This window comes from Thalassolituus sp. UBA675, from assembly GCF_002297765.1.
Classification (GTDB): domain Bacteria; phylum Pseudomonadota; class Gammaproteobacteria; order Pseudomonadales; family Oceanobacteraceae; genus Thalassolituus.
Window position 1 is genome coordinate 18029 of record NZ_DBNJ01000006.1, and the last position, 21116, is coordinate 39144.

The 21116-nt window shown below is 51.3% G+C and carries 21 protein-coding genes; 8 read left to right on the plus strand and 13 right to left on the minus strand.

The genetic code is table 11. The features are described 5' to 3' along the window. The first annotated feature begins 112 nt into the window (after positions 1 to 112). Entirely contained in the window at positions 113 to 952 is an 840-nt protein-coding gene (locus B3007_RS02445; protein ID WP_301377981.1) for an HDOD domain-containing protein, read from the plus strand. On the opposite strand, the gene B3007_RS02450 is transcribed toward B3007_RS02445, so the two are convergent. From B3007_RS02450 to B3007_RS02475, 6 genes are all read right to left on the minus strand, one after another. Beyond that, on the minus strand, positions 905 to 1915 hold the full coding sequence (locus B3007_RS02450) for an alpha-L-glutamate ligase-like protein (protein WP_301377982.1): 1011 nt from the start codon (positions 1913 to 1915) through the stop codon (positions 905 to 907). The genes B3007_RS02445 and B3007_RS02450 overlap by 48 nt on opposite strands. Further along, the gene (locus tag B3007_RS02455; protein ID WP_301377983.1) at positions 1912 to 3444 is read right to left on the minus strand and encodes an inactive transglutaminase family protein; all 1533 of its coding nucleotides are present in this window, start codon (positions 3442 to 3444) and stop codon (positions 1912 to 1914) included. The genes B3007_RS02450 and B3007_RS02455 overlap by 4 nt, the downstream gene beginning before the upstream one ends. A 20-nt stretch (positions 3445 to 3464) precedes the next feature. Continuing rightward, positions 3465 to 4211 carry an ATP-dependent zinc protease gene (locus B3007_RS02460; protein WP_301392205.1) on the minus strand — a complete coding sequence of 249 codons (747 nt, stop codon included), beginning with the start codon at positions 4209 to 4211 and terminating at the stop codon, positions 3465 to 3467. Between the two features lie 113 nt (positions 4212 to 4324). Beyond that, on the minus strand, positions 4325 to 4792 hold the full coding sequence (locus B3007_RS02465) for a DUF2947 domain-containing protein (protein WP_297533214.1): 468 nt from the start codon (positions 4790 to 4792) through the stop codon (positions 4325 to 4327). Positions 4793 to 4883: 91 nt separating this feature from the next. Then, the gene (gene thrC / locus B3007_RS02470) at positions 4884 to 6293 is read right to left on the minus strand and encodes a threonine synthase (protein WP_273088439.1); all 1410 of its coding nucleotides are present in this window, start codon (positions 6291 to 6293) and stop codon (positions 4884 to 4886) included. Between the two features lie 82 nt (positions 6294 to 6375). Continuing rightward, positions 6376 to 6882, minus strand: coding sequence for a DUF3087 family protein (locus B3007_RS02475; protein ID WP_068440614.1), 507 nt, complete (start codon positions 6880 to 6882; stop codon positions 6376 to 6378). A 205-nt stretch (positions 6883 to 7087) separates the two neighbouring features. On the opposite strand from B3007_RS02475, the gene B3007_RS02480 reads away from it, so the two are divergent. Then, a complete protein-coding gene (locus B3007_RS02480) occupies positions 7088 to 8203 on the plus strand; it encodes an NADH:flavin oxidoreductase (protein WP_301377985.1) in 1116 nt (371 codons plus the stop codon). A 43-nt stretch (positions 8204 to 8246) separates the two neighbouring features. Here the strand turns inward: B3007_RS02480 and B3007_RS02485 are convergent, their stop codons facing one another. Further along, entirely contained in the window at positions 8247 to 8642 is a 396-nt protein-coding gene (locus tag B3007_RS02485) for a hypothetical protein (RefSeq protein ID WP_301377986.1), read from the minus strand. Positions 8643 to 8669: 27 nt separating this feature from the next. Continuing rightward, on the minus strand, positions 8670 to 9365 hold the full coding sequence (locus tag B3007_RS02490) for a hypothetical protein (protein ID WP_301377987.1): 696 nt from the start codon (positions 9363 to 9365) through the stop codon (positions 8670 to 8672). A gap of 303 nt (positions 9366 to 9668) precedes the next feature. Between B3007_RS02490 and B3007_RS02495 the strand changes: the two genes are divergently transcribed. Together B3007_RS02495 and B3007_RS02500 are read left to right on the plus strand one after the other, a co-directional pair. Then, positions 9669 to 10547, plus strand: coding sequence for a hypothetical protein (locus B3007_RS02495; RefSeq protein ID WP_301377988.1), 879 nt, complete (start codon positions 9669 to 9671; stop codon positions 10545 to 10547). 173 nt (positions 10548 to 10720) lie between these two features. After that, complete coding sequence (locus tag B3007_RS02500) at positions 10721 to 11254, plus strand: hypothetical protein (RefSeq protein ID WP_301392206.1); 534 nt, start codon at positions 10721 to 10723, stop codon at positions 11252 to 11254. Positions 11255 to 11270: 16 nt separating this feature from the next. Here the strand turns inward: B3007_RS02500 and B3007_RS02505 are convergent, their stop codons facing one another. Both B3007_RS02505 and ffh read right to left on the minus strand, forming a co-directional pair. After that, complete coding sequence (locus tag B3007_RS02505) at positions 11271 to 11690, minus strand: secondary thiamine-phosphate synthase enzyme YjbQ (protein WP_068440633.1); 420 nt, start codon at positions 11688 to 11690, stop codon at positions 11271 to 11273. A gap of 189 nt (positions 11691 to 11879) precedes the next feature. Further along, complete coding sequence (gene ffh, locus B3007_RS02510) at positions 11880 to 13286, minus strand: signal recognition particle protein (RefSeq protein ID WP_297533220.1); 1407 nt, start codon at positions 13284 to 13286, stop codon at positions 11880 to 11882. Between the two features lie 173 nt (positions 13287 to 13459). Between ffh and B3007_RS02515 the strand changes: the two genes are divergently transcribed. The 4 genes from B3007_RS02515 (at position 13460) to B3007_RS02530 (ending at position 18673) form a co-directional block, all read left to right on the plus strand. Further along, complete coding sequence (locus B3007_RS02515) at positions 13460 to 14260, plus strand: cytochrome C assembly family protein (protein WP_301377989.1); 801 nt, start codon at positions 13460 to 13462, stop codon at positions 14258 to 14260. Positions 14261 to 14344: 84 nt separating this feature from the next. Next, positions 14345 to 15631, plus strand: a complete 1287-nt coding sequence (locus B3007_RS02520; RefSeq protein ID WP_301179455.1) for an HlyC/CorC family transporter — start codon at positions 14345 to 14347, stop codon at positions 15629 to 15631. Positions 15632 to 15740: 109 nt separating this feature from the next. After that, the gene (metG, locus tag B3007_RS02525) at positions 15741 to 17852 is read left to right on the plus strand and encodes a methionine--tRNA ligase (RefSeq protein WP_301179454.1); all 2112 of its coding nucleotides are present in this window, start codon (positions 15741 to 15743) and stop codon (positions 17850 to 17852) included. Continuing rightward, positions 17852 to 18673, plus strand: a complete 822-nt coding sequence (locus B3007_RS02530) for a Tim44 domain-containing protein (RefSeq protein ID WP_068440644.1) — start codon at positions 17852 to 17854, stop codon at positions 18671 to 18673. The genes metG and B3007_RS02530 overlap by 1 nt, the downstream gene beginning before the upstream one ends. A gap of 334 nt (positions 18674 to 19007) precedes the next feature. Here B3007_RS02530 and B3007_RS02535 read toward each other — a convergent pair whose 3' ends face one another. Genes B3007_RS02535 through B3007_RS02545 form a run of 3 tightly spaced genes read right to left on the minus strand, consistent with a single transcriptional unit; the run spans position 19008 to position 21105 of the window. Further along, a complete protein-coding gene (locus B3007_RS02535; protein ID WP_297533224.1) occupies positions 19008 to 19676 on the minus strand; it encodes a phosphatase PAP2 family protein in 669 nt (222 codons plus the stop codon). Positions 19677 to 19680: 4 nt separating this feature from the next. Continuing rightward, positions 19681 to 20118, minus strand: a complete 438-nt coding sequence (locus B3007_RS02540; protein WP_301377990.1) for a YbaN family protein — start codon at positions 20116 to 20118, stop codon at positions 19681 to 19683. A 6-nt stretch (positions 20119 to 20124) separates the two neighbouring features. After that, complete coding sequence (locus B3007_RS02545; protein WP_068435646.1) at positions 20125 to 21105, minus strand: GlxA family transcriptional regulator; 981 nt, start codon at positions 21103 to 21105, stop codon at positions 20125 to 20127. Positions 21106 to 21116: the final 11 nt, after the last annotated feature.

The following is a 21116-nucleotide window of genomic DNA, read 5'->3' on the forward strand; positions in this document are numbered from 1 at the left end:
GCGTATTTGAGGCCCCGAAGTTTACCATTAACGAAAGTTAACGGTTGAATCACAAGCAGATTTTGGAGCCTCGCCTATGCTTATCAGCAGTTACTCGAGAGGAAGTATAACTATGAACATGGCCTCAATTTTCGCTGAACCTAAGCAGCTCCCACATATCCCCCGCGTCGTTCAGGAACTGATGGAAAGCTTCAGAGGAGACGAGCACTCCCTGAACATCGATGACATCAGCGGCAAAGTAGCTAAAGACCAGTCGCTGACTGCCAAAGTCCTCCGTCTTGCGAACTCTGCACATTATGGTGTACCACGCACTGTTGCTACGCCACAGGATGCTGTCATGCTTCTTGGCTTCGGCACACTGCGCACTATGGTGCTGGCATCCGGGGTAACCAGCGCATTCTCAAAAATCGAAGGATTCGACCAGAATGCTTTCTGGAAAAACGCCTTCAGCATCGCTGAACTATCGAAGTGGATTGCAGGATTTACTCCCGAGGTAGACAAAGACACCGCCTTCACCTGCGGCATGATGCATTCGGTCGGTAACCTGCTTATCCGCATGTTCTACCCGAAAGAGGCCGCCAGTATCGACCAGACTGAAGCCATGAGCTCGTCGAAGCGTCATACATTAGAAAACGGTCAGTTTGGTTATAACTCAGCCGATGTAGGTGCTGAACTGGCCAAGCGCTGGAAATTCCCGGAAATCATTCAGAACGCTATTGCCCAGCAGTACTTGCCTGAGAACTCTGAAGAATACAGTAAAGAAGCGGGCATCATTTATATCGCCAGGTACCTGAAAAGGGCCCATGACCAGAACTTATCGGAAGATGAGATCGTTGCCGGCTTCCCTCTTCAGGTGGCAGACAAAATCGGTATGAATGTGAACAAAGCCTACAGTGACCTGGCGTCACTTGGCGAGCTTCACTCCGGACTGGATAGTCTTATCGAAGACTGATTCATCAGCAAACCACTCACGGCTGCGTCTCACGCGCTCTTCCGGTGGAAGACGCGTATCCGCAGCCGTCAGTTTGTCCAGACGCCGTAAACGCGGCAACAGACCGGCATTATTTGCTAACTGAATGGCCAACCCCGGCCGTGCATTCAGTTCCAGTAACAACGGACCATGATCACGGTCTACGACGATATCAATCCCCAGATAGCCGAGCCCGGTTACGTCATAACAGCGGGAAGCCATCACCAGCAAAGCCTCCCAGTCAGGGATAGCCAGCTTTCCAAGGTGCTTACCCGTGTCCGGATGATTCTCTAATAACTGGCCGTGCTGAACGGCTGCCAGAGCTTCACCCGTGGCGATATCAATACCGACACCAACAGCCCCCTGATGCAGGTTCGCCTTGCCATCCGACGCGTGAGTCGACAATCGGACCATCGCCATGACCGGATATCCACGGCAAACGATAACCCGTATATCGGGGACACCTTCAACGGTGTAGTCATCAAAATGGTGTGCCTGATGGATCAGAGACTCGATGAGTGCCACATCCGCTGCTCCGCCAAGGCTGTACAAGCCCGAGAGAATATTTGAAATATGGCGTTTCAGATCTTCGACCGTCAGACGCCCACCACTGGCTTTAACCCACTCATCACCATCTTTGTGAGTAACGATCAGAATACCTTTGCCACCACTGCCCTTCGACGGCTTAATCGCAAACCCCTGACGCCCTTCAACCAGGCTGGCAATTTTTTTCACCTGAGACTGCTGATCGACCACCCCGATAAGAGCAGCCATGGGAATATTCGCCGAACTGAGTGTGGTACGGGTCAGACGTTTGTTATCCACCAGTGGGAACAGGCTACGTGGGTTATAACGACCAATGTAGCGTCGGTTGCGCTCGTTCATCCCCAGCATACCAAAGCGGGACAGTGCCCACGGGGCAATAAGTGACGGTAAAAACTTCAACGCTTGAGTACCGCAAAGCGATGCAGCTCAAACAGCCGGTACCCGGTGTATGAACCCAGAAGAAGTATCAACGCCAGTACGATGAACTGGACACCCATGAAATTAAACGTCAGGTGCTGAATCAATGGATGCTGCATCGCCCCGTAGGCCAGTACGGCGGTGATCAGGCTACCACCGCCCTGAATCATCACCTCGCGGCCACCCTCTTCCTCCCAAAGGATCGACATACGTTCTATCGTCCAGGCCAGTATCACCATTGGGAAGAACATCACCTTCAGTCCTTCGGTTAACCCTAGCTTGTATGACAGCACGCTGAAGAGACTGATGATCGCGATGACCGATATGATCACCGCGGATATTCGCGCCACCAGTAGCAGGTTCAGGCGGGACAGATAACCCCGCACCACCAGCCCTGCGGCAACAACAAGAATAAAGCCGACGATGCCGGTGCCGAGCGAAGTCTGCATAAAGGCAATAGCAATCAAAACAGGCATAAAAGTTCCGGAGGTCCGGATGCCCACAAGAATTCTTAGTAAGCACACTACAAGAGCGCCCACCGGTAACAGAAGGATGGTTTTGAACATCGCCTGCTCAGCCACCGGCAGGCTATGTATCGAGAAGTTGAGCAGAGAAGACTGCAGCGGCAGGCTATCGTTCAGCGCCGAGTAGGTCGACTCTTCGCGACGCAGCATCGAGAAACGAATACGCGAATTTTCACCACCAATCACATCAAGCACAGGCGCGCCGCGCTGCTCCCAAAGCAACAGCGGCTTTTCTTCGTCATCCGCCAGAGGCCGTTCGTCTTTGATCTCGTAGAGGCGGAATACTTTACTGCTGTCACCGTCCCAGACGCGCAATAACGGCGTCAGCATCTGGCGACGACGGCGGTCTTCCAGCTCCAGACCATAGACGACACTGGCGTGCACAGACGAGTTATTCAGTACTTCTGCCAGAAGATTCGGCAAGCGACCGTTGTATGCACGCTTCAGCAACTGAATATGTTGCGGTGACTCTTCTTCCGTCAGACGCTTAATCAGCTCGCGGGCGAAGCTGAAGTTATCCGACGATGCGTCCCAGGCGTCTTTAGAGAGACGGTAAATAGCGCTGCGGTAAGGCTCCTGCCAGTCAGGTTCCATCAATACAGGCGGTGTAATAATTTCAGACTGAGCCATGTCCGACTCAAGCACATCCACCTGAAAGTAGAGCTGCTGAATTCCATTGGCGCGACGTATGGTCCACTCTGCGCGGGGGTCGGGGCCGTCTACGAAGTTAAGGCCATACCCCGGCGAAGCACCAGATTGTCGCAGCAAGGTGAATCCCGGCTGATCAGCGGGCCGCGCCATCGACACCTTCACCGGCTGATCCCCGGCTTCAAACTCGACCAGGGCTTCAACCGACCAGACCGTCTGCGTTTCACCGTGAATTAAAGGAACTTCGTAGACCCAGTGCCGCTGCAGGATCAAAGAGACCCCAGCCAGAACCAATAATACGATCAGTGTATAAAAGCTCAGAGTAGAGGCGGGTTTCATAGATTAGCGACCTGAGTATTTCAGCGTTGTTTAGAACGGGGATGAATGAATTCCTGACCGACATCAACGACAGCGACGTCTTTCAAAAAGGAGCGACCAAGCAGCACCGGATAAGACATCCGTGAACGGTCAGCAAGCGTGAATTCAGTCGGCTGATGCAGGTTGTCACCCAGTTTCACATCGAAGACAACCACCGGGCGACGGTCGACGTCATCAAAGGATGCCTGACGGATAAGGACGTTTCGCTCCAACGGAACTTCAAGGTGAATGTCGTTATCGGCGTTGCCCGTATCCAGATCGAATGAGACCCAGCGCTTACCGTCGCGCTCGAAACGCACGATATTGCGGGCACTGATGGAGGATGTCTCCGCCCCGGTATCAACCCGGGCCGACAAGTAGCGCCCGGGAGGCGACAGGAATACCCACTCAGTAGCACCGACTACGACTTTATTATCAGCATCCGTTGTCGCTTTCATCAGTGCGGGTTGGCACTGCGGAGCAGGGGCTGGGCGAGGCACCTGAGAGACAGGACGCTGAGCCAGGCGATCGATCGAGTGTGCAAGGGTCTCTAGGCGCTGCTGCTGCTCCTTTAGCGATTGCTGCATGTCATCAAAATCTGAATCACTACTCTGCGCGGGTTGGCAGTATTGCTCTAACAACACCTCAACGCCATCAAGGGTAACATTACGGTGCTCAGCACTGGGCCAGTGAGCGCACCCGGTTAAAGAGGTTAAGAAAACAACAATGACTACCGCATAAAAGCGCATACGTATTCCCGGTAAAACAGAAGCCAGCATTTAATCACAGAATTTATTCACGACGGAATGATCGGAATCACTCACCAAACACCCGTTTCCGTTCACCGAACACCCGTTTCCGTTCATCGAACACCTGTTTCAAAGGTGCCATCAGAGTGGAAGCGCGCTACCTGCATTCGGCGGCGGCCAAGCAGCAGAGGTTCGTCGTCGTAGAACAGAAAGTTCTTCCAGCATTGCCTGAACGTGCCCCAGGTCGTCTGGATGACATTGTGGCAGTCGTAGCAGAAAAACACCGTGGTGTTATTTTCCCAGTCACCGAAATCGAGTTCTTCTGGAAGCGAGTTATCATCAGACTCCCAACGAGGCTGCCACTCGGCTTTCTCATGCCAGATTCCATTCCGGTTTGGCCAGTCATCATTCATGAAGTGCGCCGCATGCGTCGCCTCTTTGCTGATCTGCTGACGCCAGAATGCCAGTGCTGATGACTCACTTAGAGGGCGGATATCATCCAGTAGTTCCTGTGGCACAGGCAACTCCCGGTGACGAAAAATCCAGCTCTGTGGGTACTCACTGAGTAACTGATATTCCATAAGCCTTCCTGTGTAATTCGTAGACAACTGACACAAAAACGCCGCCGCTGGCCGATACCCAAACGACGGCGCTCAATACGGATATTTCTGATCAGTCGCGGAACGTGTTGTCGGCGATGAACTGCTGTACCGTTTCAAGATCTGCTGGCAATACTGACAAACGCTCTTCACGCTCCATCAGATCCGTCAGGTGATGTGGCAGCGCTGGCATCTCGTATCCTGCACGGCCTACGGCATCCTCGAACTTCACCGGATGCGCAGTACCGAGTGTGATCATCGGGATATTCGGGTTACGGCGACACTCACGCGCAGCCTTAACACCAATCGCGGTGTGCGGATCAAGCAGATAGCCTGTCTCGTTAAAGACCAGCTGCATTGTTTCAACCGTGGTCTTTTCATCGACCGCAAGACTGTCAAACAGTTCACGAGCCTTCGCCAATTTATCTTCGTCGAGAGAGACAACATCATCACGGGCATTCATTTTCGCCATCAGGCCAGCAAGCTTGGCACCGTCACGGTCGTACAGGTCGAACAACAGACGTTCAAAGTTACTGGACACCGCGATATCCATAGAAGGTGTGATCGTATGCTTCAGAGGACGAACTTCGTATTGATTCTTGCTCATCAGGCGGTGCAGTACATCATTGTTATTTGTAGCAATGATCAGCTGCTCGATCGGCAGGCCCATCTTACGCGCCATGTAACCCGCGAAAATATCACCAAAGTTACCGGTCGGTACAGAGTACGCCATAGGACGCAGAGGACCACCAAGATTGAGGCTTGAATAGAAGTAGTAAACGATCTGGGCCATGATGCGTGCCCAGTTAATGCTGTTGACCGCAACCAGTTTGCGCTCACCACGAAGGAAGCTCTGATCGCCAAAACTGGCTTTGACCATGTCCTGAGCCTGATCGAAGTTACCTTCGATGGCGATGTTGTAAATGTTGTCACCTTCAACGGTCGTCATCTGGCGACGCTGAACTTCTGATACCTTGCCATATGGGTGAAGGATAAAGATATCGACATTGTCGCAGGCTTTGGTGCCTTCGATGGCCGCTGAACCGGTATCCCCCGACGTCGCACCCATAATTACGACTTTTTCCTGACGACGCGTTACCACGTAATCAAGCAAGCGGCCAAGCAACTGCAGTGCGAAATCCTTGAACGCCAGCGTCGGGCCGTGAAACAGCTCAAGAACATACTCGTTATGATCCAGCTGCTGCAGCGGAGCAATCGCCTTGTGACCGAAGTTAGTGTTGTTGTATACGTCTTCGAGCATGCCTTTCAGGGCATCTGAATCAACACAACCTTCAACAAACGGATAAACAATCTTATGCGCCAGCTCGGTGTATGGCAGGTCACGCCATGATTCGATCTCTTCAAGCGTGTAGTGCGGTGCTTCCTTTGGTACGTAAAGGCCGCCATCAGACGCCAGCCCTGTCAGCAGGACATCCTCAAAAGTAAGTTCCGGCGCATTACCGCGCGTGGAGATATATTTCATCATGGTTGTAGAACCTAAACTGGTGCTCAGAAAATTGGGCGTAGTTTACATGCTTTGACGGCGTTACGCACCCGCGCGGCGGTCACGACAGCCGCTCTAACAGTTCGGGCCGGTAGTCGTCATGGGTAACCCCCGGCGCCTCGTTTTCAATGCGGGATTTCAACTCATCCAACTGTTTAACAAGCTCAGACATCGTCAGAGTGTTGTCATCAAGATCGTATACCTGACGCGAGCCCTCAAGGCTGTACAACTTGATGATCAACGCGTCGCGACTGCCCGCTTCCAGCGCCTGATCCAATGGTTTCGTCTTACGATAAATCCGGTTCAGCTCCTGTTTAAGCTTCCAGACATAATTAACCTCATCGAAATACGGCGTATCGCGAAGCCTGAACAACACGAAAGTAACGATGGCTACGCCGGTCGCCACCCCCGCAGCATTGAGCGCCAGACTGGATTCTCCGCCGACAAAAAGATAACGGTATAATTCTGCGAACCCCAGACTCGTTGCGAACAAGCCTGCGATCATTGCCCACTGGATGCGTGAACGACGCTCCTGATAACGTGCTTTATCGATTTTTTTCAGTTTCATATTTTCTCAGTTTCACACTTGTCCGGTTAACTCTCTGTTTAACGCCGGCATCGTAACCGTCCCGAACGCATTCGCAACAGTGTTTTTCAGATCACCTCACTCTTATATGGCACAAATAGCTCGATACCGGGCGGGAATGCAGTGTTAGAGTCCAATGTCAGAGTGCCATCACTCACTACCGATAACAGCAAAAAACGGAGCCCTCATGAGTACCACAGATGCACTGTTTCAACCGATAACGCTTGGCAAGCTCGAACTCAGCAACCGTATCGTCATGGCGCCCATGACCCGCACCTACTCGCCGGGAAACGTGCCTAACGACCTGAACGTCGCCTATTACGAACGACGTGCAGCGAACGGAGTCGGTCTCATCATTACCGAGGGCACCTGTGTCGGACATAAAGGCGCAAACGGCTATGCCCGCGTTCCATTTATCTACGGTGAAGAAGCCTTAGCCGGCTGGAAGAAAGTGGTAGACGCTGTGCACGCTAAGGGCGGCAAAATCGCTCCTCAGCTATGGCACGTGGGCGCTGTCCGCAAAGAAGGTACCGAGCCTGATCCATCCGTGCCCGGCTACAGTCCATCGGGCCTGTTCAAGCCCGGTCGCGAAACCGGCGTCGCAATGACAAAAGACGATATCAACGACGTCATCGAAGCCTTTGCTCAAGCCGCTGAAGATTCAAAACGCATTGGCTTTGATGCGGTTGAGATTCACGGCGCTCATGGTTACCTGATCGACCAATTCTTCTGGGAAGGAACAAATCAGCGCGATGATGAGTACGGTGGTGACCAGGTAGCACGTACCCGTTTTGCCTGTGAAATCGTTCAGGCAATCCGTGATCGGGTCGGGCCTGATTTCCCGATTATTTTCCGCTTCTCTCAATGGAAGCAACAAGACTACAGCGCACGCATGTGCAATACGCCGGAAGAGCTTGATGCGTTCCTGAAGCCGCTGGTAAATGCTGGCGTTGATATCTTCCACTGCTCTACTCGTCGCTTCTGGGAAAAAGAATTCGAAGGTTCTGATATGAATCTTGCTGGCTGGACCAGAAAACTGACCGGAAAGCCTGCGATTACTGTCGGCAGTGTGGGTCTGAATGCCGGCTTTATTGATGAAGATAAACGCGACATGATTGATGCATCGGGCGTTGCCCACGGCAACATTAATGAACTGGCCGAGCGCTTGGGCAATGACGAGTTTGACCTCGTCGCTGTAGGCCGTGCCCTGCTGCAAGACCCTGAGTGGGTTATAAAAGTTCGTGAAGGTCGCTTTGACGAACTGACGGATTACAGTAAGAAAGCATTGATGGAATTAATATAAGTTCATCAGAGCAGCATCACAGAGTCGTGATGCTGCACCTCATTTAATCAGCCAACTGCCAGCCGTTTTCAGTATCACGAAAACGAAATTCGGCTCGCTCAGTTACTTTCTGCCCTTTCTCGAATTTCCCATATTGCATTGATAGTGCAAGCAACCCGAAACCGTTAAAGAAACTGCCCACCAGAGAATCTGGGGTTTCGTCCTTTAAAGACTCACTGAAGGTTTTATAGTCGGTCAGAAATTCCAACTCATAGCGGACATCGGCTACATAAAACTCCTGATCCTTCCAGCCATTTAACTTTTCTACACTTACCACGCGAATCATATTGCTGACTGTCTTCTGCTGTGCAACAGACTCTTCAATCAGGGTGTCTGAAGGTGTGCCGCTACAGGCTGTGAGTACAATACACACACATAGCATCAATAGAGTTCTGAACATTGTTGTCCTCATTATTTCTGGGAGTCATTATTCCGCTAAAACAGATTTAACTATAAGTAATCGGGTGTCATCGGTTTTGGCCAGATACTCACCTTCATCAGGATAGAAAAGACTGCCGCGGAGAATCGTATGATTTCCTGCTTCCAGTTCACCTTGAAATAAGTAGCAAAGCCAGCCGTCCTGAAGTGACAGCAGTTCCTTTTCCATGAGACAAGAGATACTTAGTTCGGTATCTATACCCTGATACACAGTTGTCAGGCCACGACCAACATCGATGACAGTCTGGCTCGCCCTCTCGGAAACGCTACCTGCCGGTTGAAGCCAAAGCTGTACCATACCCACAATATCAGCATCTGGGTTGATTTCATTGTGCATAAAACCGGATTTTCCCGAGCGTTGCACCATAACCTGCCCGGCTTTAATTTCGACTAAGCCTTGAGTACTGTCTTCAGCTACGCTATCCGGTTGTACCTCTGCCGAGCCTTCATGATGAAGACGCCCGCGGGTAACGATACTGACAATATCGATGTCGCTGTGTTGATGACGCCCAGTGCTGCCACCCGGCTTAAAGTACGCGTGCGCAAGATACATTAACTGGCCCAAGCCCTCCCAGGTATCCTCACGCTTCTGATATCCGAACTGACGCGAGTCCATCACCAGAATGCGTTCTCTCACGCCCGCAAAACCGACGATATCCAGAGTGTCGTAATTTAACAGTCTCATAAGAAGTTGCTCTGCAAAAAAACGTCCAACGAATCCTGAGTGTGTGTTGTTTGGGGCCAGACCGACTGGTATTCTTGCACACCAATAGGACAGCAAAGCTGACAGGGAGCCTCAATAGTGTCAATGATCGTACATCACCGCCGTAAACTCGCCTACACTCTGGGCAGCAAAGCCGACACACGCCAGTTTATTCCATTTTCAAAGAACACCAATACCAACCGAGGCCGCAAAGTATTTATCGACGCTGCTCTGGCGCCTTTGTTTGCTCATGCCTTTCAATCGGATGAAGCCAGCGCATTACAAATGACCTCCAAAATTGAGCAGCTGGGCGCTTTAGGTGGCAATGTCACTGCCAACCAGAACACAGGTACGCCATTCGAATATATGGAGAGTATTGGCAAGCTGGCGATTTACTATCAGATTCATCAAGGCTCTGAAGACAATCAAACTCCTGCCGGGGTGTATATCACAGGTGTTCAACGGGCTTCTGAAGAAGGTGAAGACCAAGCTGGGCTATATCAAAGCTTTGAAGGTAAATCAGCTGAGGTACTCACGAAAATTGCTGAACACGAGCAAGGCTTTATCAAAGCGCATGCAAAAGCAACGCGGGCAGCAAGGGTACTTCAAACTCTTGCCGGGGTTGACGGCTGGGAGGTTCCAAACAGTTTTAATTTTTTCTATATTCCAGCTGCGATTGAGAATGAGATGGGGCTATGGATGACACCGGATTCAAGAGCCATGCGCCCGGCCGTGGTTGCGAAAGAGCTTGCTAGTGTATTAAGTGAAACACAGAAGCACCGTAGTAATGGTAAACCGATAAAATGGCAGATCGAGGGTGACACGGTTAAGTTACTGCAATTAGCCGTAGAGCACTTACCCAATCTACTAGATAAACACCACTTTATACTGACAAACCCCGTCGCTGACACCGCTCAGGTCGTTAATGCATTTCAGCGCCGAGGTGCCAAAATAGAGGGTAAATTCACCGATAATAAAAGAGCGCTGGCATCGGCAAAAGTATCATCAGAAATAAGTTCGTCTAATACCGATCTGAAGGAGGCATTGGCCAAAGCTGGATCAGGTTCAAACACGGCCCTCTCAAACTACAACTCAAGTACTGGAAGCATAAAATCCAGCTTTATTGAATACGTTAAGAATTTAACTGGGACACTGGCATGGTAAAACTTCTTACAGGACCAGATTTCTCGGACCAGGTAATATTCACGTTCACTACGGACGTTGCCAGCATATACATCCCTGTTCCGACTGCGAGCATAGAAAAAACCAAGTCCTGTGACACAGAAATTGGCTCACTGTCGGACCATGCAACGTACGATGTACCGTCAGAAGACTGGATGTCTTATAAGCGTGTTATGAGGAGTTCTTTTCAATACTACCGGAAGAGCTCCGGTTTAGAACTATCTTCTACCCATCTCATGGTACAAATCTTTCAGGTCAGTAAAGCGAGTGCCACTGTGACAAGGCTATCCGTGGATGATGCAAAGCGCTACTTAATAGAGATAAGAGATCACCTTAAAGAAAAACTGATTGAAAATGATTTCAATCCAGATTTTTTTGTATTTCCGAGTTCAATTGATGAAGCCGTGGAACTTAAATCAAATGGTATCCATTGGGCATATATGCGTACAGGATATGCTGAGCTTGGTCCACCAGATCTGTGTTTCGTTACTCCGCTTAGTTCAAATACTTTGCTGATGATTGAAGGAGACACAGGGGATTACAACTTTGAGCTACCCGACGGGCATAGCGACGCCATGCTACTTGAGGCTGAAAACGACCTTTTCGATTTCATCAAATCCATCCGCATCGACTTCTCTCCAGAGATTCAGGCTCAGATCGACAAAGCCAGAACAACTGAAAGTGCCTGATCATTCGATTCCGGCACTACTCTCCCTGCAGAGTAAGTACTAACCGACGACTACCACCGTAATCACGGTGCTCGCACAGGTATATTCCCTGCCAAGTCCCCAGAGCGAGCCTGCCATTCGTCACTGGAATGGTAAGAGATGGTCCAAGTAAGCTGGATTTAATATGGGCGGGCAGATCGTCAGGGCCTTCGTCATTGTGTTTGTAGTATGGCTGATTTTCAGGCACCAACCGGCTGAACACTTCTTCAAAGTCCACTCTCACTGTCGGGTCAGCGTTTTCGTTAATTGTCAGAGACGCTGAGGTGTGTTGAATAAACACATGAAGCAGACCAACGGAAACATCGGCAAGCTCAGGCAACGCCTGTTCAATCTCACGGGTAATTAAATGAAAGCCGCGAGCGCGAGCTTTTAACTGGATGGTTTTCTGGGTCCACATAGGCGACACCTTGTGTCAGAAAATAAGTGATATTCGGAGCGGGATATATCTATGAAATGAAGAAGCGTCAGCGAGGCCGCAACAACATGGCGCAGAATTTTATGGAAGCGGAGCGTATTGTAATACGTGAGCATTCCGGAAAACTCTGCAACACAGTTGTTGCAACGCAGCTAGCTTCGGGCCAGCTGCTTAGCGCATCATAGGAGGCATCCCACCCGGCGGCATACCACCACCGCCCGGACCACCTGGTCCTCCCATGCCGCCCATAGCGCGCATCATTTTCTTCATGCCACCTTTGGCCGTGACCTTTTTCATCATTTTCTGCATTTGCTTGTGCTGCTTCAGAACGCGATTCACATCCTGAATCTGCGTACCAGAACCCGCTGCAATACGCTTTTTGCGTGAGCCGTTGATTTTGTCCGGGAAGCGGCGTTCATCAAGGGTCATAGAGAAAATGATGGATTCCATCTGCTTAAACTGGCCTTCCGCAGCGGTCGTCTGCTTGGCCATAGCACCCAGGTTACCCATACCCGGCAGCTTATCCAGCATACCTGTCAGGCCGCCCATGTTTTTCATCTGCTGAATCTGATCAAGGAAGTCTTCCAGATCGAAGCCTTTGCCTGTTTTCAGTTTCTTGGCAAGCTTGTCGGCTTTCGACTTATCGATCTTACGTTCTGCTTCTTCGATCAGGGTGAGAACGTCACCCATATCGAGAATACGTGAAGCAACACGGTCAGGGTGGAAAGGCTCGAGCGCGTCGGTCTTTTCGCCCATCCCCATAAACTTGATCGGCTTACCCGTAATATGACGCACTGACAGAGCTGCACCACCGCGCGCATCACCATCTGCCTTGGTCAGTACAACACCGGTCAGAGGCAAGGCATCATTAAATGCCTTGGCTGTATTCGCAGCGTCCTGACCTGTCATCGCGTCGACGACAAAGAGAGTCTCAATCGGCGTAATAGCAGCGTGGAGATCTTTGATCTCACCCATCATCTGCTCATCGACTGTCAGACGACCCGCGGTATCCACCAACAGAACATCGTACGCACCACGGCGGGCAGCATCGATCGCGCCTTTAGCGATATCGATCGGTTTTTCATCTGCCGTCGATGGGTGAAAGCCAGCACCGACTTCATTCGCCAGAGTTTCAAGCTGTTTGATCGCCGCAGGACGATACACGTCCGCAGAAACCACCATCACTTTCTTTTTCTCGCGCTCAGCAAGATACTTCGCAAGCTTACCAACGGTCGTTGTTTTACCTGCGCCCTGCAGACCCGCCATCATCACGATGGCTGGAGGCTGTGTCGCCAGGTTCAGTTTTTCGTTGGCTTCGCCCATGACACTTTGCAGTTCTTCATGGACGATTTTCAGGAATACCTGACCAGGGTTGAGGCTCTTCAGTACATCGGTACCGACAGCACGCTCTTTGACCTGCGCGGTAAAATCTTTTACGACCGGCAGGGCCACGTCGGCTTCCAACAGCGCCATGCGCACTTCACGCATGGTGCCTTTGATATTCTCTTCGGTCAGCTTCGCCTGGCCAGTAATGCCTTTTAAGGCACTGCCCAAGCGGTCGGTAAGGCTTTCAAACATCTTGATGACTCTGTCTGACGGTAAATAAATAAGTAGGTGAGTATACCGCGTTGCCCCTCAGGTTCCCAATGCTGCAACACTGCAGCTTTACAAGTAGCCCGGGCTGGCATGATTGCACTTCCTTGAGGTGGCCCCTTATGCGACACTGGCGCTATTCGTGTTGGGGAAGTTTCATGACAGCATTAGCGTTGGCAGTACCGGCTGCCGGTTTTTATCTGTTTGCCGCTTTGCGCCAGCTACTTGTCATCAAGGGCAGCAAAGCACCACAGCGAGGCCTGTTGCTGGGCTTTGCATCAATTGGCGCACTTCTGCACCTGGCATCACTGTCTGTCACGCTGGTCAGTGAACATGCTCTCAATATGGCCATGTTTCAGGTCGGTTCGCTGATCGCACTGATTATTACCCTGCTTCTTCTGTTTTCAGCCTGGCGCAAACCCGTCGACAATCTGTTCACTGGCCTGCTACCGATGGGGGCGGTTGTCGCCGTACTGGCGGCTGTGATCCAGCATCAGGTACTGTTAACCGACCTTAGTTACGCGCTGATCTGGCACATACTGCTATCGATCGTTGCCTTCAGCCTGTTCACCATCGCGTCGGTGCAGGCAATTCTGGTTATTCTTCAGGACAGAAACCTGCGGAAGCATCAGACCCGGGGCCTAATACGCTCCCTACCGCCGCTGCAGACCATGGATGCCCTGTTATTCGAAATTCTGTGGTTGGCGATGCTACTGCTGACCGCCTCTTTCGTTGTTGGCTTGCCAGCCGTTGAGAGCCTGAGCAGTCAACACCTGATCCATAAAGTGGCATTCTCACTGGTCGGCTGGATTGTCTTTGCGACTCTGCTCTTCGGTCGATACCGCTTTGGCTGGCGCGGCCCCGTCGCCAGCAAATGGACTCTGACCGGCACCGGCTTTCTGATTCTCGCCTACTTTGGTACTCAGTTTGTACTGGAGTATGTGCTCGACCGGGCCTGAGCCTTCAGACCGGTCAGCCAGCCGCTTGACACCCTAACGTCAGTGCCTATGATGGCGGAATCGTATCAGTTATAGGACACCGTCTTGAACGACGTTCCCTTGAGTGTGCTCTTCGGCATACTTGCTCTTTTAATCGTGTTGTCAGGTTTCTTCTCAAGCTCTGAAACCGGCATGATGTCTCTCAACCGCTACCGTCTGCGCCACCTCGCCAAGAGTAAGCACAAAGGAGCCATGCGCTCGGTTAAGCTTCTTGAGAAGCCAGACCGGATGATCGGTACCATTCTCACCGGCAACAATCTGGTGAACTTTGCTGCGGCTGCCTTAGCAACCATCATCAGCCAGCGGCTATGGCCGGACAATCCGGATCTGGCGGTGTTCGTAAACACCATACTGTTCACCCTGATTGTGTTGATCTTCGCAGAACTGACACCGAAGACTCTGGCAGCGATTGCGCCGGAGAAAATCGCCTTCCCGGCCTCATCGATCCTTTTGTGGCTGCAATGGGCGCTTCATCCAGCGGTGTGGTTTGTTAATACTATTGCCAACTGGTTGCTTAAACTGGTTCGTGTTGATGTCGCCAATGCGACACCAGACAACCTGAGTACCGAAGAACTGCGTACCGTAGTCCGCGAAGCGGGCTCTATGATACCGAAACGTCACCAGCACATGCTGATCTCCATTCTTGACCTGGAGAAGATGACGGTGAACGACATTATGGTGCCGCGAAACGAAGTGGTGGGTATCGACCTCGACGACCCGCTGAGCGACATCATTCAGCAGCTGCGTACCACGCAACACACGCGCCTGCCTGTCTTCCGCGGAGACATCAACAATGTCGTCGGCGTTCTGCATACCCGGAATATCAGCCGCTTTCTTTCATCCGGTGAATACCTGAAAGAAGACATCGAAAAGCTTTCGCGCGAGCCTTACTTCATCCCTGAGAGCACGCCTCTGCATACCCAGTTGTTTAACTTTCAGAAGTATCAGCGTCGCATTGCACTTGTGGTCGATGAATACGGTGATGTTCATGGCATCTGCACTCTCGAGGACATTCTCGAAGAGATCGTCGGCGAGTTTACGACCGATGTTGCCGCAGCCAGCTCGCCGGATGTTCATCCGCAGGAAGACGGCAGTTTCATCATTGATGGCACCGCTTTCGTCCGCGATGTAAACAAGTCGATGCACTGGGAATTACCGATTGATGGGCCAAAATCCGTGAGCGGCCTGATCGTCGAGTACCTGGAGCATATTCCTGAATCTCCCGTCTGCCTCCGCATTGGCCGCTACCGTATTGAAATCATGCAGATCAAAGACAACACGATACGCAGTGCCAAAGTAACGATTGACCCGAATATCCGCGACGACGACTGACAGGTTTTTCTGACCTGCGAATGTCCGCCGATGCCGCTGGGGTATAACTGCCCCAGCGGAGCCGCTACAATATGACCCCACTTTTTCAGAGCCACCGAAACGAATTGTCATGACCGATCAGAACGCTCGCAAAATACTAGTTACCAGTGCCCTGCCCTACGCAAACGGCTCCATTCACCTTGGCCACCTGCTGGAATACATTCAGACAGACATCTGGGTCCGCTTCCAGAAAGCGCGCGGACACATGTGTACCTATGTCTGTGCGGATGACGCCCACGGCACAGCCATCATGCTGCGTGCTGAGAAAGAAGGCATCAGCCCTGAAGAGCAGATTGCCCGCGTTAAAGCCGAGCACGAAACCGATTTTGCCGACTTCCAGATCGCGTTCGATAATTTTCACAGCACTCATAGTGAAGAAAACCGGGAACTGTCTGCGACTATCTACAAAGCATGCCGCGACAAAGGCCATATCGCTACCCGCAACATCAAACAGCTTTATGATCCCGTTAAAGAGCTGTTTCTGGCAGATCGCTACATCAAGGGTAACTGCCCTAAGTGCGATGCCGAAGATCAATATGGCGACAACTGTGAGGTGTGCGGCGCGACTTACACCCCAGCCGAACTGAAGAAGCCATACTCTGTTATCTCAGGTGCTACCCCAGTAGAAAAAGAGTCCGAGCACTTCTTCTTTAAACTGCCGGATTTTCAGGACTTTCTGAAAGAATGGACACGTTCTGGCACCTTACAGGACGAAGTCGCTAACAAGCTGTCAGAGTGGCTGGACTCGGGGCTGCAGGAATGGGATATCTCCCGTGATGCACCTTACTTTGGTTTTGAGATTCCAGATGCACCAGGCAAGTACTTTTATGTCTGGCTTGATGCCCCAATCGGCTATATGGCGAGCTTCAAAAACCTGTGTGATCGCCGCGAGGATCTGAGCTTCGATGATTACTGGAAGCCGGATTCCGATGCCGAGGTTTATCACTTTATCGGTAAAGACATCATTAACTTCCACGCGCTGTTCTGGCCATCCATGCTGTCAGCTGCAGACTTCCGTACCCCAACCGCCGTCAACGCTCACGGATTTGTGACTGTTAATGGTGCCAAGATGTCTAAGTCACGTGGCACCTTTATCAAGGCACGTACGTACCTTAACCACCTGAATCCAACGTATCTGCGCTACTACTTTGCCGCTAAGCTGGGTAGCAGCGTCGATGACTTCGATCTCAACCTCGAAGACTTCGTCCAGCGCGTTAATTCCGACCTGGTGAACAAGCTGATCAACATTGCCAGCCGCACCGCGAACTTCATCAAGAAGTCCGGTGGCGTACTCAGTGAGAACTGTGCTGAGGAAGCCATGGTGAATGACTTCATTAACGCCGGCGACCAGATCGCAGAATTGTATGAGAAGCGCGAATTCAGCCGCGCCATGAAAGAAATCATGACACTCGCTGATCGTGCCAACGAATACATTCAGGCAAAAGCGCCATGGGCCATGTCGAAAGAAGAAGGCCGCGAACAGGAAGTACTGGAAGTCTGCTCTGTTGCGGTGAACCTTTTCCGTCAGCTGATGACCTACCTTTCACCAGTGCTGCCTGAACTTGCTGATAAAACCGCAGCCTTCCTCAACCTTGAATCACTGGGTTGGGAAGATCGCCGCAGCATCCTGACTGGCCATGCGATTAATAAGTTCAAGCCTATGCTGGCTCGAGCTGAAATGGACAAGGTCACCGCCATTCTCGAAGAAACAAAAACCGAACTCGAAAAAGAGAACGGTGGCGCAGCGGCTGCAAAAAATCAGAAAGCCGACAAAAAAGCAGATAAGAAAGCTGAAAAGAAGGCCAAGAACAAAGGGCCAGAGCTCAGAGAAGATGGCAATGAAGTAATCGCTGACACTATCGAATTCCCGGACTTTGCCAAGGTCGATCTGCGAATCGCCCGAATTATCAAAGCCGACCACGTTGATGGTGCAGACAAACTTCTGCAGCTGACTCTGGATATTGGCAATGGCGAAACCAGGAACGTATTCTCAGGTATTAAAGCGGCCTATAAGCCAGAAGACCTGGAAGGCAAACTGACTGTAATGGTCGCGAACCTGGCTCCGCGTAAAATGAAGTTTGGTCTGTCAGAAGGCATGGTGCTTGCCGCCGGCCCTGGCGGCAGCGAAATCTACCTACTTGAACCGCACGACGGCGCCCAACCGGGCATGAGGGTAATGTAATGAAAGCATTAATCACGGTATTGTCGGCCATGCTGCTGACCTTAGGTGTAGTGAGTGAAGCTCACGCGAAACGGTTTGGTAGCGGCGGCTTTGGGAAAAGCTTCCCTACGCAGCAACGCAGCGCGCCGGCAAAGCAGTCAGACAAAACCTCAGGTAACACTCAGGCTGCCCCTTCCAAAGGCGGTATGATGGGTGGAATGATGGGCGGCCTGCTGGCCGGTGGCCTGTTCGCTTACCTGCTGGGCAGCGGCGCATTCGAAGGCATTCAGATTATGGACATCCTTCTGCTGGGTCTTGCTGCGTTCGTCATCATTCGCCTTCTGCGTGGAGCCGGGCAAGCTCAGCAGCGCCAGGCAGCCGCCGCGGCGCACGGTCCGGCAACTCATCAGAGCTTTCAGTCAGCGAACGAGACTGCGAGTGCAACCGTGGCTCCTGATCAACCTATGTCGTTGCCTGCTGACTTTGATGCAGAAGCCTTCACACAAGGCGCACTGGAGCACTATCACCTTGTTCAACAAGCCTGGAACGACGGCAACCTCGACCTGATTCGTGAGTATGTTAGCCCTGAGCTGTACGATGCACTGGCCGCTCAACGCAACCGTCTGATGGTTCCGCCAAAGACGGAAATTCTGGACCTTAACGCAGAAATTGTGCGCGCTGATGAGACGCCAACCCACCGCGAAATCAGTGTTCTGTTCCGTGGCCGCTGCAAAGATGATCTGGAAAAATCTGAAGATGGTATCTTCGATGTATGGCATCTTGAACGCGACCTCCGTGACGACAATGCGCCCTGGTTGGTTGTCGGTATTGAAGCTGAGTAATGCTTAGCTTCTCGCTTAAAAACGCCGGTTCGTCCGGCGTTTTTTTATACCACCAGAAAAGTCTGAACGCTGATTGCACACGCGAAAACGCCAGGCTGAAGCGCAGGAGATGACATTGCGTAGGACGATAAATAGAGAGAAAAGGAATGAGGAAGAAAAAATAAGCCCGGTGGAACCGGGCTTAAAAGTGGAGATAAAGATCCCTATGTCAGAACCTTTGTACTGATATTAGTCTGTAATACAAACGTTATACAGGTGTAATATAGCCAGATCAGTAACAATTCGCGCCAGTTCTTAAAAATGGCGGAATCAAATTCTTAATCTATTACGGCTTTCAAATCGCTGGCTTGCTCTGTCTAAGAATCCACCAACCACACAGACGGAATGTGAAATAACAGACGTACCCAGCAAAGAGTGTATCACTCAGAAAGTGCCCCCCCTGAATGATACGTGTCGCACTTAAAACGACACCGGTAACCAGCCCGGCCCAGAACCACTTGCGACTGCTGAACAGCCAACCGAGCGTCATAAACCAGAAGCCCATGGCAGCGTGGCCACTGACAAATGAATTACACCCTTTACTGCAGGTCTCGTTAATAACAAAAGCTGGTGTAAAGGTTTTGTGCCCATCAAACTGCTCGACGTTCTTGGGGCGAGCGCGATCGAAGCCTTCCTTAAAGACACTATGAACCAGGATACCTGGCCCCGCGAGCAAGGTGACCAGCAAAAAAGTAAGTAATTTGCGATTTGCCTTATCTGGACCAAAGGAAAAGAATCCGGCAATCACAGAAAACAGCAGCACAGGTACCAGGAAATAAGGAATATAGCGGAAAATGCCATAAATCGAGTCTGCCACGGCGCTATCACTGCCCCACCACTCGCCAGAAGCCGGGTCATAGAACCAGCTACTGACCGCCAGATCGATTTGCGGAAACACGACAAACAGGATGGCGAGAAGAACAAAGCTGATCCAGTCAGCATGTACTTTTAAAATATTTAGCATGGTATTAACTCTTTTCGCTTGAAGCTTCTGGCACTACTTTCAGCGTTGGCAGCCGCAGAATATAAACCGTGACCCCCAACCCAATGGCCGGAAGAAGATAGTGCAACATAGGGCGCTCCAGAATAACAAAGGCGGTGAGCAGGAGCATGCTCCACATCAGCAACAAAGTGTATACCTTGGCTTTCAGTGGCATCCCCTTCCCATCCAGATAGTAAATGAGGTAACGCCCAAGTCTTGGGTGCTCAACCAGCCACTGATAAAACCGTGGAGAGGTACGCACAAAGCACGCAGCAGATAATAAGAGAAAGGGCGTTGTCGGAAGTACTGGCAGAAATATTCCGGCAAACCCAAGAGCGACACTCAGCCAGCCCACAGCCAACACCAGATGCCTGACGACAGGGTTGCGGATCACTTTTCTACGGGGTGTATGTTCACTGCTCATCAGTGGTTACAACCTACGGCTGAAACGGCGTCGATATTCGGTTGGCGTAAGACCCGTTTTAGAACGAAACAGACGCCGGAAGGAGCTGCCATCTTCGTAGCCCACTTCGTTCATTACGACATCAACCGTTCGCTCGGTTTCTTCCAGAAGTTTTCGTGCCGCCTCGATGCGCACTGTCTGAATATAGGCGTTAGGAGACATCGCCAAAGCGCTGTTGAAACGCCGGATAAGTGTTCGCTTGGACATACCAAACTGAGCCGCCAGCTCTTCGACAAGTACCTTTTCGGCGTAGTGGGTATCCAACCATTCCTGGATTTCGCTGATGCGGTCATCCTTGTGAGGCTTAGCGAGACGCATCAGCGAATAAGAAAGCTGACTATCGCGGCGGTAATCAAACACAAAAGCTTTTGCCGTCTGCATTGCCACTTCGTGATTTACGAAACGCTCAATCAGGTGCAACGTGAGGTCGAACCAGGCAAGCCCGCCCCCTGCACAGTAAATATCGCCATCCCGGGTAATTAACTGATCTGCCGCCAGTTCAACACTGGGATAGCGTTCTGCAAAGGTATCCCGATACCCCCAGTGCGTGGTTGCTTTGCGACCATTGAGCACACCAGATTCGGCCAGCAGAAAGTTTCCGGTGCAGTTACCACAGATCGTCCAACCCTTCGTATCTGCTTTGCGCAGAAGCTCCGTCAGTGCCTGCTCTTTCTTCAGTACGTCATTGATATGAACAGCAATGGTAGGAACGATCAGAATATCTGTGTGATCGATTTCAGCAAAACTCATATGCGCCGAGATCTCGATGCCATTCACACAACGGACTGGCTGACCGTCCTCGGAGGCAATTCTTACGCTGAAATAACGCTCATGGGGTTCGCCCTGAATAACATTCCACAGCACGCCACTAGATACCAGAAGGTCTGCAACACCTGCGATAGCAGATGACATGGCACCCGGAAAGGCTGTTATAACAACGTTATGCATATGACACGTTC